The organism is Rhizobium sp. 01N424, assembly GCF_056399485.1.
Window position 1 is genome coordinate 457,419 of the sequence record NZ_JBFTRK010000003.1, and the last position, 16,422, is coordinate 473,840.

Annotated in this window: 12 protein-coding genes; 7 read left to right on the plus strand and 5 right to left on the minus strand. The window is 60.9% G+C overall.

Annotation, left to right across the window (positions count from 1 at the left end; translation table 11 throughout):
* Window positions 1–36 precede the first annotated feature (36 nt).
* The gene (locus tag AC1DNK_RS12715; RefSeq protein ID WP_477941380.1) at window positions 37–1,368 is read right to left on the minus strand and encodes an APC family permease; all 1,332 of its coding nucleotides are present in this window, start codon (window positions 1,366–1,368) and stop codon (window positions 37–39) included.
* Window positions 1,369–1,848: 480 nt separating this feature from the next.
* On the opposite strand from AC1DNK_RS12715, the gene AC1DNK_RS12720 reads away from it, so the two are divergent.
* From AC1DNK_RS12720 to AC1DNK_RS12740, 5 genes are all read left to right on the plus strand, one after another.
* A complete protein-coding gene (locus AC1DNK_RS12720) occupies window positions 1,849–3,123 on the plus strand; it encodes an aspartate kinase (RefSeq protein ID WP_112386085.1) in 1,275 nt (424 codons plus the stop codon).
* A 92-nt stretch (window positions 3,124–3,215) separates the two neighbouring features.
* Window positions 3,216–5,483, plus strand: coding sequence for a phosphoenolpyruvate--protein phosphotransferase (gene ptsP / locus AC1DNK_RS12725; protein WP_112386084.1), 2,268 nt, complete (start codon window positions 3,216–3,218; stop codon window positions 5,481–5,483).
* 28 nt (window positions 5,484–5,511) lie between these two features.
* The gene (gene prfA, locus AC1DNK_RS12730) at window positions 5,512–6,591 is read left to right on the plus strand and encodes a peptide chain release factor 1 (RefSeq protein ID WP_112386083.1); all 1,080 of its coding nucleotides are present in this window, start codon (window positions 5,512–5,514) and stop codon (window positions 6,589–6,591) included.
* Window positions 6,588–7,460: a peptide chain release factor N(5)-glutamine methyltransferase gene (prmC, locus tag AC1DNK_RS12735; RefSeq protein WP_477941382.1), complete on the plus strand. Its 873-nt coding sequence runs from the start codon at window positions 6,588–6,590 to the stop codon at window positions 7,458–7,460. Before prfA ends, prmC begins: the two co-directional genes overlap by 4 nt.
* A 337-nt stretch (window positions 7,461–7,797) precedes the next feature.
* The gene (locus tag AC1DNK_RS12740) at window positions 7,798–8,565 is read left to right on the plus strand and encodes a DUF4167 domain-containing protein (protein WP_477941384.1); all 768 of its coding nucleotides are present in this window, start codon (window positions 7,798–7,800) and stop codon (window positions 8,563–8,565) included.
* Between the two features lie 135 nt (window positions 8,566–8,700).
* Here AC1DNK_RS12740 and AC1DNK_RS12745 read toward each other — a convergent pair whose 3' ends face one another.
* A complete protein-coding gene (locus AC1DNK_RS12745) occupies window positions 8,701–9,579 on the minus strand; it encodes a MurR/RpiR family transcriptional regulator (RefSeq protein WP_477941386.1) in 879 nt (292 codons plus the stop codon).
* Between the two features lie 215 nt (window positions 9,580–9,794).
* On the opposite strand from AC1DNK_RS12745, the gene AC1DNK_RS12750 reads away from it, so the two are divergent.
* Window positions 9,795–10,700 (plus strand): S1C family serine protease, encoded by a 906-nt coding sequence (locus AC1DNK_RS12750; RefSeq protein ID WP_112386079.1) that lies wholly within the window; start codon window positions 9,795–9,797, stop codon window positions 10,698–10,700.
* Between the two features lie 240 nt (window positions 10,701–10,940).
* Window positions 10,941–13,541 (plus strand): ATP-dependent chaperone ClpB, encoded by a 2,601-nt coding sequence (gene clpB, locus AC1DNK_RS12755; protein WP_477941388.1) that lies wholly within the window; start codon window positions 10,941–10,943, stop codon window positions 13,539–13,541.
* Window positions 13,542–13,641: 100 nt separating this feature from the next.
* Here clpB and AC1DNK_RS12760 read toward each other — a convergent pair whose 3' ends face one another.
* The 3 genes from AC1DNK_RS12760 to AC1DNK_RS12770 all read right to left on the minus strand — a co-directional run.
* Window positions 13,642–13,773 (minus strand): hypothetical protein, encoded by a 132-nt coding sequence (locus tag AC1DNK_RS12760; protein WP_477831382.1) that lies wholly within the window; start codon window positions 13,771–13,773, stop codon window positions 13,642–13,644.
* A gap of 221 nt (window positions 13,774–13,994) precedes the next feature.
* Complete coding sequence (locus AC1DNK_RS12765) at window positions 13,995–15,932, minus strand: M23 family metallopeptidase (protein WP_310296046.1); 1,938 nt, start codon at window positions 15,930–15,932, stop codon at window positions 13,995–13,997.
* Window positions 15,933–16,227: 295 nt separating this feature from the next.
* A partial coding sequence (locus tag AC1DNK_RS12770; RefSeq protein WP_477941391.1) for a hypothetical protein occupies window positions 16,228–16,422 on the minus strand: 195 nt, incomplete at its 5' end.

Genomic DNA, 16,422 nt, shown 5'->3' on the forward strand with positions numbered 1-16,422 from the left:
CCGGCCGTTGCCGGCCGGGCTGGCGCTTGGCGGACGTTATTCTGCAAAATCCATTTCGGGAGGCGCGGACTGGAAGAAGCGCGTCAGGTAGGCGAGGTAGCCGATGCCGATCACCAGCCAGATCAGGCCGAGAACCTTGGCATGTTCGTCGAGGTTCCAGAGCAGGAACAGGTCGCAGACGGCGGCCAGAGCCGGGATGACGAGGCCGACAAGTGCGCCGAGCGGTTTCACCTGCTGATCGCCCTTCATGTAGAGCGCGATGACCGAGATGTTGACGGCGGTGAATGCCAGGAAGGCGCCGAAGTTGATGAAGGAGGTCGAGGTGGTGACGTCCATGGTCAGCGCCAGCAGACCGACGATGCCGACGAGGATCAGGTTAATGATCGGCGTGTGCCACTTCGGATGCAGGCTGCCGAAAATCGATGAGGGCAGCACGTTGTCGCGGCCCATGGCAAACAGCAGGCGGCCGACACTTGCCTGAGCGGCGAGACCCGAAGTGAACTGGGCGACGACCAGCGTTGCGAGGAAGATGGTGACGAAGACGTCGCCGCCGATCATCTTGGCGATTTCGCTGGCAGCGGCATCGACCGAGACGAAGTCCATGCCGGGATGGGCGAGCTGGGTGATGTAAGCAGCCACGACGAAGATGAGGCCACCGGCAAGGGCGGTGATGAGGATGGCGCGCGGCATGGTGCGTTTGGCATCCTTGGTTTCCTCGGTCAGCGTCGAGACGGCGTCGAAGCCGAGGAAGGAATAGGCGGCGATGGCTGCACCGGCGATCGATGCGGAGAAGGGCACGTCAGTCTTGAAGAACGGCGTTGCCGAGACGAGGCCTGCGGGACCGCTGGCGGCCATGACGTAACGGGCAGCCAGGAACACGAAGGCGATCAGGACGGCGAGCTGCACCAGCATCAGGATGAAATTGACGCGGTTTGCGAAGGCGATGCCGACGACATTGACCAGCGTGGTGAGCACGATGAAGCCGATGATCCAGACATAGGCCGGGATCGCCGGAAATGCCGAGGTCAGATAGGCGGCGCCGATCAGCCAGATGACCATCGGCAGGAAGAAGTAATCGAGCAGAACCGCCCAGCCGACGAGGAAGCCGATGCTGGGGCTGATCGAGCGGCGCGCATAGGTGTAGGCGGAGCCGGCAACCGGATAGACGCGGGCCATGACGCCGTAGCTGATCGCCGTCAGCAGAATGGCGGCGGCGGCAACGAGATAGGCCATCGCCGTCGTGCCCTGGCTTGCTGCGGCAAGTGCGCCGAAGGTGCCGAAGACGATCATCGGCGTCATATAGGCCAGACCGAAGAGCACAACGGACCAGAGGCCCAATGCGCGGTCGAGTTTTACTGTGTTGTTCATGTTCCGCCTCCGCGAAGAGTTGTTGATTGATCTTCCCGGGAGCTGCGCAGTGCAATTCTTATAGCTGTTCCGCGCAGGTCACCGCCCGCATTTTTTTATTTATGAAGAAAAGATGAACGAGCGGAACGGGATCGAACATAACCCCAAGGTGTTATGACGAACGGCTGTAAAAGATGCCTGCGGGCCTTTCCAAATGCCTGTCCGGCTCACGATCGAAAACTTTGCACCACCGTACCGCCAATCGCCTGAAGGCGACCTTGCCACCCCCCTGCAAAGCCGCTAAGAGACGCCGCAACTTGAGCCCTTGGGCGCCAAGGCTTCAGAAGCGTTCCAGAACTCCCAATTCGAGCGCTCCGGCCGGTGGTCCTGACGGCTCTGGATGCCGGGTCTGGCGATCGTCTCTCCCGGTGGTTTGTCAATGGCGCGCGAGCTTCCGGAAAATCCCGATCCGGTATCAGGCGCTGGCTGTGGTAGAGGCTTATGGCACGCATCGTTATGAAATTCGGCGGAACATCCGTCGCCGATCTGGACCGCATCAAGAACGTTGCCCGCCATGTGAAACGCGAAGTCGACGCGGGCCACGAGGTCGCGGTCGTCGTTTCGGCGATGTCGGGCAAAACCAACGAGCTGGTCGGCTGGGTGCAGAACATGCCGAAGGTCGTCGGCGCTAACTCCCCTTTCTACGATGCGCGCGAATACGATGCCGTCGTTGCGTCGGGTGAGCAGGTCACCGCCGGTCTGCTGGCGATCGCGCTGCAGGCCATGGATATCAATGCGCGCTCCTGGCAGGGCTGGCAGATCGCCATCCGCACCGACAATGCCCATGGCGCCGCCCGCATTCAGGAAATCGACGGTGCCGACATCGTCAAGCGCATGGGCGAGGGACAGGTTGCCGTCATCGCCGGCTTCCAGGGTATCGGTCCGGACAATCGCATCGCGACGCTCGGCCGTGGCGGTTCCGATACTTCGGCTGTTGCCGTTGCCGCGGCGCTGAAGGCCGACCGTTGCGATATCTATACAGACGTCGACGGCGTCTACACGACAGACCCGCGCATCGTGCCGCAGGCGCGCCGCCTGAAGAAGATCGCCTTCGAGGAAATGCTCGAAATGGCATCACTCGGCGCCAAGGTTTTGCAGGTTCGCTCGGTCGAGCTTGCCATGGTGCACAAGGTTCGTACCTTCGTGCGCTCCTCTTTCGAAGATCCCGATGCTCCGGGCATGGGTGACTTCTTGAATCCGCCCGGAACGCTGATTTGTGACGAGGATGAAATCGTGGAACAGGAAGTAGTCACCGGCATCGCCTATGCCAAGGATGAGGCTCAGATCTCGCTTCGCCGTCTTGCCGACCGGCCGGGCGTTTCCGCCGCGATCTTCGGACCGCTGGCCGAGAACCACATCAATGTCGACATGATCGTCCAGAATATTTCCGAGGACGGCTCGAAGACAGACATGACCTTTACGGTTCCGTCGGGCGACGTCGACAAGGCGATCAAGGTCCTGTCGGACAACAAGCCGGCTATCGGTTACGACGTCGTGCAGCACGAATCCGGCCTGGTGAAGGTATCCGTCATCGGCATCGGGATGCGTTCGCACGCTGGCGTTGCCGCAACGGCCTTCCGCGCGCTTGCGGAAAAGGGTATCAACATCAAGGCGATCACCACGTCGGAGATCAAGATTTCTATCCTGATCGACGGTCCGTATGCGGAACTCGCTGTCAGAACTTTGCATTCCTGCTACGGTCTGGATAAGAATTGATTCCCAGCGGGCGGGCCGCCCCTTCGAGATGAAGAGATGCGGCCGGTTCTGCTGGCCGCATTAGGCGTTTGTTTCGGGGAGCTTGAGACGCAATGAGAGACCTGTCCGGTGGTCCGCGCGTACTGCTCAAGCGGTTGCGCGAGTTGATGGCGGAACCGCTGGAGCCGCAGGAGCGACTCGACCGGATCGTTCGCCAGATTGCCGGCAACATGGTTGCCGAGGTCTGCTCGGTCTACGTGCTGCGTGCCGACGGCGTGCTTGAGCTCTATGCGACCGAAGGTCTGAACAAGGAAGCCGTTCACCTTTCGCAATTGAAGATGGGACAGGGTCTCGTCGGTACGATTGCCGCTTCCGCGCAGCCGCTCAATCTTTCCGATGCGCAGTCGCACCCGGCCTTCCGCTACCTGCCGGAAACCGGCGAAGAGATCTATCATTCCTTCCTTGGTGTGCCGATCCTGAGAACCGGGCGCTCGCTCGGCGTTCTCGTCGTGCAGAACAAGGCCAGCCGCAATTATCGCGACGAGGAGCTGGAAGCGCTCGAAACGACGGCGATGGTTCTCGCCGAGATGATCGCCACCGGCGAACTCAAGAAGATCACCAAGCCTGGTCTCGAGCTCGACCTGACGCGTGCCGTGACGATCGATGGCGATACCTATAACGAGGGCATCGGTCTCGGTTACGTCGTGCTGCACGAGCCGCGCATCGTCGTCACCAATCTTCTCAACGAGGATTCGGACAAGGAAATCCGGCGCCTCGCGGAGTCGATGGGCTCGCTCAGGCTGTCGATCGACGACATGCTGTCGCGCCGTGACGTCTCCATGGAGGGCGAGCACCGCGAGGTTCTCGAAACCTACCGGATGTTTGCGCATGACCAGGGCTGGGTGCGCAAGCTGGAAGAAGCGATCCGCAATGGCCTGACGGCGGAAGCGGCCGTCGAGAAGGTGCAGTCGGACACCAAGGCGCGGATGATGCGCCTGACCGATCCCTACCTCCGTGAACGGATGCATGATTTTGAGGATCTGGCCAACCGCCTTCTCAGGCAGCTGACCGGCTATAGCGGCCGGACGACCGCTGACGGCTTCCCGAACGATGCGATCATTTTTGCCCGCGCCATGGGTGCTGCCGAACTGCTCGACTATCCGCGGGCGAATGTTCGCGGCCTCGTGCTGGAAGAAGGTGCGGTGACGAGCCACGTGGTCATCGTTGCACGCGCCATGGGCATTGCTGTTATCGGCCAGGCGGCGGGTGTCGTTGCGCTCGCTGAAAACGGCGATGCGGCGATCGTCGATGGTGACGAAGGTCATGTTCACCTGCGCCCGATGCAGGACCTGCAGCGCTCTTATGAGGAGAAGGTGCGCTTCCGCGCCCGCAAGCAGGAGCAGTTCCGCGCCTTGCGCGCTGTCGAACCCGTTACCAAGGACGGCAAGCGCATCGCGCTGCAGATGAATGCCGGTCTGCTGGTGGATCTGCCGCAGCTGGCGGAATCCGGGGCCGAGGGAATCGGCCTGTTCCGCACCGAGCTGCAGTTCATGATCGCCTCGACGATGCCGAAGGCGGATGAGCAGGAAACCTTTTACCGCAACGTGCTGAAACAGGCGGCCGGGCGTCCGGTCACCTTCCGCACGCTGGATATCGGTGGCGACAAGGTCGTTCCCTATTTCCGTGGTCACGAGGAAGAAAACCCGGCACTCGGCTGGCGGGCGATCCGCCTGTCGCTCGACCGTCCGGGCCTTCTGCGCACCCAGCTTCGTGCGATGCTCAAGGCTGCCGCCGGAACCGAGCTGAAGATCATGGTGCCGATGGTGACCGAGGTTTCGGAACTGAAGGCAGTCCGCGAGTTGTTGCAGAAGGAGGTGCAGCATCTTTCCCGCTTCGGCCACGGCTTGCCGCGCAAGCTGCAGTTCGGCGCGATGCTCGAGGTTCCGGCGCTGCTCTGGCAGCTGGATGAACTGATGGAAGCGGCGGATTTCGTTTCTGTCGGCTCCAATGACCTGTTCCAGTTCTCGATGGCTGTCGACCGCGGCAATGCGCGCGTTTCCGACCGTTTCGATACGCTCGGACGTCCGTTCCTGCGGATCCTGCGTGACATCACCCGCGCCGGCGAACGCAACAACACGACCGTGACGCTGTGCGGTGAGCTGGCCGGCAAGCCGATCTCGGCAATGGCTCTATTGGGGATTGGTTTCCGCTCGGTGTCGATGTCGCCGGCCTCGATCGGGCCGGTGAAGGCGATGCTGCTCGGGCTTGACGTTTCGGCGCTTTCGAAGCTGATGGACGAGGCGCTCGACGATACGCATGCCACGGAATCCGTGCGCGACATTCTTGTCCGTTTCGCCAGCAGCCACAATATTCCCCTTTAGACAACGATAAGAAGAATTGGAGTGAAGGGTGGCGAAGCTTCCCCTGGAAAAAATGCGCGAGTTGGAACGCCGCTTCGGCGAGATCGAAGCGCGCATGTCCGCCGGTCCTGCGGCCGACGTCTATGTGAAGCTCGCCTCCGAATATTCCGAGCTGCAGCCCGTGGTCGGCAAGATCCGCGCCTATCAGAAGGCCGTGGATGAATTTGCCGATCTGGAAGTGCTGCTGGAGGACAAGTCTGTCGATCGCGATATGCGCGAGCTTGCGGAGCTTGAATATCCCGATGTGAAGGAGCGGATCGAGGGGCTGGAGCAGGAAATCCAGATCCTGCTGCTGCCGAAGGACGCAGCCGACGAGAAGAGCGCGATCCTGGAAATTCGCGCCGGAACCGGTGGTTCCGAAGCCGCGCTTTTTGCCGGTGATCTGTTCCGCATGTACGAGCGCTTTGCGGCTGCCAATGGCTGGAAGGTTGAGGTCCTGTCGTCGAGCGAGGGTGAAGCCGGCGGCTTCAAGGAAATCATCGCGACGATCACCGGCCGCGGCGTGTTCGCCAAGCTGAAATTCGAATCCGGCGTACACCGTGTCCAGCGTGTGCCGGAGACGGAAGCAGGCGGTCGCATCCACACCTCGGCCGCGACGGTAGCGGTTCTGCCGGAAGCCGAAGAAATCGATATCGAAATCCGGGCGGAAGATATCCGCATCGATACGATGCGCTCGTCGGGCGCTGGCGGCCAGCACGTCAACACGACGGACTCCGCGGTGCGCATCACGCACCTGCCGACCGGCATTGTCGTCACCAGCTCCGAGAAGTCGCAGCACCAGAACCGGGCGAAAGCGATGCAGGTACTTCGGTCGCGTCTCTACGACGCCGAGCGTCAGAGGGCCGACAGCGAGCGTTCTGCCGACCGCAAGAGCCAGGTTGGCTCGGGCGACCGCTCCGAACGCATCCGCACCTATAATTTCCCGCAGGGCCGCATCACCGATCACCGCATCAACCTGACGCTCTACAAGCTCGACCGGATGATGGTCGGCGAGATCGACGAAGTCGTCGATGCGTTGCTGGCCGACTATCAGGCAAGCCAGCTCGCCAGCCTCGGCGAACAGCAATGACGGCAAGCGGGCGAACGGTTTCGGCGGTTCTTTCCGAAGCCCGCCGCCGCTTCACGGAGGCCGGAATCACCGATCCTGCAACGGATGCCCGTCTGCTCGTGGCCGGATTGCTCGGCCTGTCGGCGACGGAAATGCTGACGCGGGCGAACGAGGCTCCGGCGAACGACAGGATTGCGGCGATCGACGCCGCCATCGAGCGGCGGCTGCAGCACGAACCCGTCCACCGCATTCTGGGCGAGCGTGAATTCTACGGCCTGCCGCTGTCGCTGTCGGCAGGCACGTTAGAGCCGCGGCCGGATACTGAAATCCTTGTCGACGTGATGCTTCCCTACTTGAGAAACCTTGCAAGTTCGGGCGCCGATCTCCATATCCTTGATATCGGCACGGGAACGGGGGCGATATGCCTAGCGCTTTTGAGCGAACTCCCGCAAGCCAAGGGAGTTGGCAGCGATATCTCTTCTGATGCACTGGCAACAGCGAAAGCAAACGCCGCAAGAAACGGGCTTCAGGGACGCTTCGAGGCTTTGCAATCCAGCTGGTTCGAGAACATCGATGGGCGCTTTCACGCGATCGTCTCAAATCCGCCCTATATTGCTTCCAAGGTCGTTCACGATCTCGCTCCCGAAGTGACGAAATTTGATCCTGCGGCCGCTTTGGATGGCGGTCCGGATGGGCTTGACGCCTACAGAGCGATAGCCAAGGATGCAGCGAGGTTCTTGCGGCCAGACGGTATCGTCGGACTGGAGATCGGATACGATCAGCGGGACGAGGTCACTGCGGTTTTCGAAGCTGCAGGCCTCCAGCGTCTCGCGTCCGTCAAAGATTACGGCCAGAATGACCGGGTGCTCGTGTTCGCACTCAATGTCTGAGCGACAAATTGCAGCATTAAACAGGACGATATTGCTATTGCGAAGAAAAGGCTTGGATTTCCCCGGGAAGCAAGATAGGTTGCGCTCACGCGTTGGGCACCCAAGAAGGAACGAAGATTCGTTCGGTACTTGGTCAGCCTCGGGGGTCCACTCTTTTAAACGAGAGTTTCAAAGGTTGAACACGACCCAATGCGTGAATCAGTCAATATGACTTGAGAACAAGCGGCAGGTCGGCGCGAAGGCGCATCATGCTTGCGGCACGAAAGCTCTGACCGGTTTCCGGCATTGCGGTCGGTGCCTTAACTCCACACAAACAGAGAATTCAGGTGAACGATCGATGAGGCCAGGACAGCAGAACAAGCGCGGTCGAGGGCGTGGCAGCAACAACAATGGCGGCGGCGGAAGCAACAATAACAACAACTTCAACCGCAAGGGTGGCAATCCGCTGACACGGACCTACGACAGCTCGGGTCCGGACGTAAAGGTTCGCGGTACCGCCCAGAACATTGCTGAAAAATATGCTCAGCTCGCCCGTGATGCCCAGAGCTCCGGCGATCGCGTCATGGCCGAGAACTATCTTCAGCATGCCGAGCATTATAACCGCATCATCGCGAGTGCTCAGGCGCAGATGCAGGAGCGCTTCCAGCGCGACGACCGTGGCGAATACCAGGACGGCGCCGAGAATGGCGACGATGTGGATGGTGATAACGACGATGTGGTCGTTGTTCAGCCGCCGCGCGATCAACAGCAGCCGCGCGAACAGCACCAGCAGCGTGAACAGCGCGAGCCCCGTGAACAACGCGAACCTCGTGAACCCCGCGAGCAGCGGGAGCCCCGTGAACCGCGCGCCGAACGTGAGCCGCGCCGCGAAGCGCCGGCTCCGGCCGTCGCTGCCGAGGTTATCGACGGCACGGGTCCGCAGCCTGAAATCGAGGGCATTCCTGTCGAGGTTTCGATGGAAGAGGAAGGCGGCCAGTCGAGCGAGCGCCAGCCGCGCCGCCGCAGCACCGGCAGCCGCCCCCGTCGTCCGCGCCGCGCCAGCGGTGAGGGTGAAGGCGAGGCCGCAGCCGACGCTCCCGCACTGGCTGACGCCGCTTCGGAATAAGCATTTCTGCTAACGGAATAAGAAAGGCCGCCTTGAGGGCGGCCTTTTTCGTTGAGTCTTCCCGTTCTAGAAAGCGATCGAGGCATTGAGGAAGAATGTCCGCGGGTAGCTGACGAATTTGCCGCGGTTGTCGCATCAGTTCCTGCGCTCTGCTTTTGCCCGCAAGCCTGCAAGCCGGCGCTTCGTCTCGATCGCACGGGACTGATTCCTGACGGCAACGCCGTAGGCAAGCATGTCGCCGGTGACGATGGCGCCGAGGGTCCAGCTTGCGAGCTTGGACGGGGAACCGATGCAGGTCAGCAGCGCATCGACCTTATCTTTGTAAAGCGCACGCAGCTGAACGCCGCAGACGAGGATGAGCTTGCAGCCGATCTCGCTCATCTGGCTGGCAACCATCGAAAATTCGGCTGTTTCATGCACCGCATTGAAAAGCACGACGACATCGCTTGCACGGAGATCGAGCAGATCGTTGGCAAGCGTGAAGCCCGATGCGCCGGACCATCTTGTTCTCAACCCGGCGCGGCTGAGCGCCATGGCGCAATGGCGGGCCTCGACCTCGGCGGTCCCCATTCCAACGCACCAGACGGTATCGGCGCCTTCCAGCAGCGACACGGCTGCGGACAGCATCTGCTCATCAAACTGCTCCTCGGTCGAGGTGAGAACCTCGCGGGCTGTCGCGAACATCTGTTGCGCGACTTTCGGTAGTTCGCTGCCGGTGCCGCGAAAGCGTTGTTCCAGGCGGTCGCTGGTCGGAATGGTCTTTGCCATCGTGCGGCTGCAGACGCGTTTCAGCTCCGGCAGGCCACTGAAGCCGAGGCGGCGCGCCGTGCGGATGACGGTGGCGTCGCTGGTGCCCGCATCGGAGGCAATCTCTTCGGCGCTCTTGAAGATCAGCACGTCGATCGGCAGCGCAACCAGATATTCGGCAACGGCAAGCTCCGAGCKGCTCAGCTGCGTTCTATGCTGGTCGAAATGCTGCTTGAGCACGCCAGAGGCCCGGTCGCTTGTTTCCATCTGCTTCCCCTCATTGCGATCACGGAATCGCGAATATCCGAATTTTCTGCTGATAGATACGGAAAATCACCGGCTTAGCCATGGCGGGGTGTCATCCCCGCACGGATCTGTGATTGCAAAGCTTGCGCTCGCGGCGCCCAGTTCATACCTTTATGTCAGTGCGCTGTCCTGACAGCCCCGCTTTCGGCCAGCGCATCTGCGGTCAGGATAAACAGATGAATACAGATCAGATTTTGCGGTCAATTGTGGCCGTTCGCTCCTCCATAGCCGAGGATGCCTTTACCGCTGCCACGCTCGGCACAGTCAGAGAGGGCAGCGGCGTCGTCATTCGCGAAAACGGCCTTGTGCTGACCATCGGCTACCTGATCACTGAAGCCGAAGAGGTCTGGCTGACGCGCCAGGATGGTCATGTTGTTGCCGGGCACGCGCTTGCCTATGATCAGGAAACCGGCTTCGGCCTGATCCAGGCGCTCGGTGCGCTCGACCTTCCTGCACTGCCGCTCGGCAATTCATCGGACGCCAAGGTCGGTGATCCCGTGATGCTGGCTGATGGTATTGGGCAATTCGTCCGGGCCAATATCGTCGCCAAACAGGAATTCGCAGGCTACTGGGAATATCTGCTCGACGAGGCGATTTTCACGGCGCCCGCCCATCCCTCCTGGGGCGGCGCTGCTCTTGTCGATGCCGAGGGCAAGCTGCTCGGCATCGGTTCGCTCCGGCTGCAAATGGCAAAGGATGGTGACGTCGCGGATATCAACATGACGGTGCCGATCGATCTTCTGCGCCCGATCCTCGACGACCTGCTCAATCGCGGCCAGATCAACAAGCCTGCGCGGCCTTGGCTCGGCGCTTTTTCGGCGGAGAACAACGGCGAGGTCATCGTCATGAGCGTGGCGCCGGATGGTCCTGCTGCCAAGGCGGGGCTGAAGCGGGGTGACGTTATCTCCGAAATCCGGGACGGCGAAGTGGAAGGACTTGCGGATTTCTATCGCAAGGTCTGGGAAAGCGGTTCGGCCGGTGCCGAAATCCCTATGCGCGTGCTGCGCGACGGGCGCGAAGCCTGGCTGCGCATCAAGTCCGCCGACCGCAACAGCTTCCTCAAGAAGCCGCAGCTTCAATAGGTCTTCGGCGTTCTGCGCGATGCGTTTCGCGGCTCTTGAAAAATCCTGAGCGAGCGGCAGCAATCGCTGCCGCTTTTCAATGCAATCCCCCTTTAAACTGCTGCGATATCCCACCATATTCGTCTCCGATTGCTTCGCCGAAATCCCATAGCGGTGGAGCCGGGCTTGCCTTTTCAGGGAGCTCAATCTCAATCATCGGCCTGTGCCTCTTCAGGGCAGGGCGATCCATGGAGGTACAGCATGAATATCGAAAAATACTCCGAGCGCGTTCGCGGCTTCGTCCAGTCCGCTCAGACCTACGCTTTGGCCCAGGGTCACCAGCAGTTTACGCCCGAGCATGTGCTGAAAGTGCTGCTCGACGACGATCAAGGCATGGCTGCCTCGCTGATCGAGCGTGCCGGCGGCGACGCCAAGGCCGCGCGTCTCGCCAATGATGCCGCTCTTGCAAAGCTTCCCAAAGTGTCAGGCGGTAGTGGCAACATCTATCTCGCGGCACCGCTTGCGAAGGTGTTCTCGACGGCCGAAGAAGCTGCGAAGAAGGCTGGCGACAGCTTCGTCACCGTCGAGCGGCTGCTGCAGGCGCTGGCGATCGAGTCTTCGGCTTCGACATCTGCAGCGCTGAAGAGTGCCGGCGTTTCGGCGCAGAGCCTCAACCAGGTCATCAACGAAATCCGCAAGGGCCGCACGGCAGACTCTGCCAATGCCGAACAGGGCTTCGATTCCCTGAAGAAATACGCACGCGATCTGACTGCCGAGGCCCGCGAAGGCAGGCTCGACCCCGTGATCGGACGCGACGACGAAATCCGCCGCACCATCCAGGTCCTGTCGCGCCGCACCAAGAACAACCCGGTGCTGATCGGCGAACCCGGCGTTGGCAAGACGGCCATCGTCGAAGGTCTGGCGTTGCGCATCGTCAATGGCGACGTCCCTGAAAGCCTCAAGGACAAGAAGCTGATGGCGCTCGATATGGGCGCGCTGATTGCCGGTGCTAAGTTCCGCGGTGAATTCGAGGAACGCCTGAAGGCGGTGCTGAACGAAGTTCAGTCCGAAAACGGCGAGATCATCCTCTTCATCGACGAAATGCATACGCTTGTCGGCGCCGGCAAGGCCGATGGCGCCATGGATGCCTCCAATCTGCTGAAGCCAGCGCTTGCCCGCGGCGAGCTGCATTGCGTCGGCGCGACCACGCTCGACGAATACCGCAAGCATGTCGAGAAGGATCCGGCTCTTGCCCGCCGCTTCCAGCCCGTCGTCGTCGATGAGCCGACGGTCGAGGATACGATCTCGATCCTGCGCGGCCTGAAGGAAAAATACGAACAGCATCACAAGGTCCGTATCTCGGATTCGTCCCTGGTCGCGGCTGCGACGCTGTCGAACCGCTACATCACCGACCGGTTCCTGCCGGACAAGGCGATTGACCTCATGGACGAGGCGGCTGCCCGTCTGCGCATGCAGGTCGATTCCAAGCCGGAAGAGCTCGACGAACTCGATCGCCGCATCATGCAGCTGAAGATCGAGCGCGAGGCGCTGAAGAAGGAAACCGACGTTGCCTCGGCCGACCGGCTGAAGCGGCTGGAGACCGAACTCACCGATCTCGAGGAGGAAGCCGATGCCCTGACCGCCCGCTGGCAGTCGGAAAAGCAGAAGCTCGGCCTTGCCGCCGATATCAAGAAGCAGCTCGACGAAGCCCGCAATGAGCTGGCGATCGCCCAGCGCAAGGGTGAATTCCAGCGCGCCGGCGAATTGACCTATGGGGTGATCCCGGAGCTCGAGAAGCAACTTACCGATGCCGAAAAGCAGGATGGCGATCGCGGCGCGATGGTGCAGGAGGTCGTGACCCCCGACAATATCGCCCATATCGTTTCCCGCTGGACCGGGATCCCCGTCGACAAGATGTTGGAAGGCGAACGCGACAAGCTCTTGCGGATGGAAGACGAGCTGGCCAAGTCGGTGATCGGTCAGGGTGATGCGGTCCAGGCCGTATCGCGCGCGGTACGCCGTGCCCGCGCCGGTCTTCAGGATCCGAACCGGCCGATCGGCTCGTTCATCTTCCTCGGCCCGACCGGCGTCGGCAAGACCGAGCTGACGAAAGCGCTCGCCCGCTTCCTGTTCGACGACGAGACGGCGATGGTGCGCATGGATATGTCCGAGTACATGGAGAAGCACTCCGTGGCCCGGCTGATCGGTGCCCCTCCCGGCTATGTCGGCTATGATGAAGGTGGTGCGCTGACAGAAGCTGTCCGCCGCCGGCCCTATCAGGTCGTGCTGTTCGACGAGATCGAGAAGGCGCATCCTGACGTCTTCAACATCCTGCTGCAGGTTCTCGATGATGGCCGCCTGACCGATGGTCAGGGCCGCACGGTCGATTTCCGTAACACGATGATCATCATGACCTCGAACCTGGGTGCCGACTATCTGACCCAGCTTTCCGAGGGCGAGGACAGCGAAAACGTTCGCGAACAGGTGATGGACGTCGTCAAGGCGCACTTCCGTCCGGAGTTCCTGAACCGTATCGACGAGATCATCCTGTTCCACCGCCTGAAGCGTGAGGAAATGGGCGCAATCGTCGATATTCAGCTGAAGCGTCTGGTGGCTTTGCTCTCCGAGCGCAAGATCATCATCGATCTTGACGAGGATGCGCGCAACTGGCTGGCCAACAAGGGCTATGATCCGGTTTATGGCGCCCGTCCGCTGAAGCGCGTGATCCAGAAATATGTTCAAGATCCGCTGGCCGAACAGATCCTGTCGGGCGAAGTGCCCGATGGTTCGACGGTCAAGGTGACGAACGGCTCCGACCGGCTGCTGTTCCGGACCCGGCATAGCGTTAGCGAAGCGGCGTAAACCGCACGCGCTTGATGATGAGATGCTATGCCGTCCCGCGAGACATCCGGGGCGGCATTCTCATACGCGCCGATCGGTCATTTTGCGGTCTCGGGACGGTTCAGGCCGTTTCGCCGGCCGCCTGAACGCTGCGCAGGCTTGCCGCTTCCATCAGGGAGCGGGCAATGGCATTGCGCAGCAGAAAGGCGTTGGATTTGGTTCGTTTCTTGTCCAGGGCCTGTGCCGCGTCCATCAGGAGAAATCCTTCTTTCGAAAGGATTTCATGCGCCTTGCATAATGCCCACGTTTCGAATGTATCGCTCGATTCCATGTCGCCCGCCAAATCATTTAGCTAAACCGATGCCGAATCACTTTCGAATATTCTACTTCAAACGGATTCTACTTGAATCGAAATTTTCACGGATGAGTTCTACTCGCCCGTGCCAGCATTGGCCTGGATGAAGACGGTTGACGCTACTTGCTGGCGACCTGATCGACCGGCTGGTTGTTGAGCAGCGTATCAATACGCTTGCGCTCGTCCTGGAACTTCGCCAGCGCCTCGCCATCCAGCGATTTTCCGCCGGGTAGGCGGATGCGCAGCGGATCGACCTTGGTGCCGTTGACGATCATTTCGTAGTGGAGATGCGGGCCGGTCGATTCACCTGTCGTGCCGACCCAGCCGATCACCTGACCCTGGCGGACCTTGGCGCCGGGAACGACGCCCTTGGCGATGGCGCTCTGGTGGTTATAGGAGGATTCATAGCCGTTGGCATGGCGGACGATCGTCTGGTTGCCGTAACCGCCGGAATCCCAGCCAGCCTTCTCGACGACGCCGTTGCCGGTGGCGATAATCGGCGTGCCGCGGGGTGCCGCCCAATCGACGCCGGTATGCATGCGGGCGAAACCGAGGATCGGGTGACGGCGCATGCCGAAGCCGGATTTGAAGATGCCGTTCGGAACCGGATTGCGCAGCAGGAACTGCCGGATGCTCTTGCCGTCCTCGTCGAAATAATCGACGCTGCCATCATCGGCCTGGAAACGGTAGAAGCGGATCGCCGTGTCGCCGAAGCGGGCGTTGACATAGAGGAGTTCGGAATCGTCCGTGGCCTTGCCTGTCGAGTCGGCGACCGAGAAGAAGGCTTCGAGGAAATCGCTCGATTTCAGCTGTGCCTGGAAATCGACATTGGCGGCCAGCAGCTTGATGATCAGCGCCGTCATGTCCTTGGTCATGCCGTAGGACAAAGCGGCTCGATAGATGCCGTCATAGACGCGCGGCAGATTCTGCCCCGATGGAACTGACAGCGTATCGTCGCTGAAGGCGGTCGCCACCGCGTCGAGATGCGGCGGTTCGCTGGCGACGACGAAACGGCCCTTGTCATCGAGCGCGATGGTGACCAGATGCCTTGCGCCACGATAGACGCTGGCGCGGATCAGCCTTGCCTGTTCGCCCTTCTGGATGATGCCGATGCGCAGCACGTCGCCTTTCGAGAGCTCTTCGCTGCCGAGCGGCTGAGAGAGGTAGCCCGACAGCATAGTGGCCTGCGGCTCGGGGTAGCCGGCATCGATCAGCGCCTTGGCGATCGGCACATCCTGGCGCGCCGGGATGATATCGTCGGCAAATTCTTCGGTCTGCGGGGTGATCGTTTCAGGCGCTGAGACCGTCATGTTCTGCTCGAGCACGCGGGCGGAAAGACCGGCGGTCAGATCGACATCGTTGTCTTCGTTGGAGAAGCGCTGTGGATCGACATAGTAGAGGGCAGCCACCTGCGATGAGCCGTCCGTTAGAACGGAGCCGTTGGAACGGACATTTTCTTCGACTTCTTCCAAAGACATGCCGGCGGCAACCTTGAGGTCGCTCTTGCCTGTCGGGAAGGGCACGGACTTAAGGGCGACTTCGGATTCGACATCGGAGCCGTAGATGGCGCCAGTGCGTTGTGCTGGCGCCGGTAGCGGCTCGTCAGCCGAAAAAATCGAGAGCGCGTCGAAGTCGGGATAATCCTCGGTTGCGACATGGTTTGCGGCAAGGCGCATCTTCACATGCGAGAAAGGCTGGCGGCGCACCACTTCCTTGTCGCCATCGTGAACGACTGTCGAGACCTCCATGATAGCCTTGTCGGAAGGCTTGGCGGCAATTGCAGGGGCAATCAGCCGTCCGCCGCGGGTTACCGCGGCATCGTCATGGGTGTCTGCATTGACATTGGCATAGGCTTCTGCCGGGATTGCCAGCTGCTGGCGGCCGTCAAGGGCGGCGAACAGGGCGACTCCCATCAGGATGCTCGAGGTGATACCCGTCAGAAATGTGCCGGAAAGCCAGCGGAGCGAAACCTCGCGCTTGTCGGGCGCACGCCTGCCATCGGCGAGAAGCGGCGGCTCGTTGCCCAACGAGCGGATCATCATCTTCTCCGTCATCATGGCAGCTGCGTCCGCGTCCTTTCATGGGCTTCTTCGGGGCCGTACCGGCTGGGCCTGAAGATGTGCATATTTTGCGCACGCGAGTCAAATCAGGTGCCTTATGACTGTAAGACCTGAAGCTGGCTCGAATGCTGCGTCCTTATCCGTATCGATTGTGCTCCTGTCACGGCAGAATGATGGCGCCCCACAATTTTGAAGGGGTAAGCGGGCAAATACCGGGCGCTCTGGCTGTTTCCGGCAACCCACCATCGTGCTCCGCGCCATCCCTTTCGAATTCCCGTATAATTGCAATTACTTACACGAAACATTGGAATTCTTTACGTGTCAGTGTTGACTGCTCAGCGTTGATGGCCGTATAAGCCGCGTCACTGAACGAGGGCGGCGGCGCTGCAGGCGACGAAGTCTTTCGCTCTAGGATTTCTTGAAGGTTGGCCTTTGAGGCTGATTTATTCCCAGGCTTTCGGGTTTGGGTGCGGGAAGTTTTGACCGG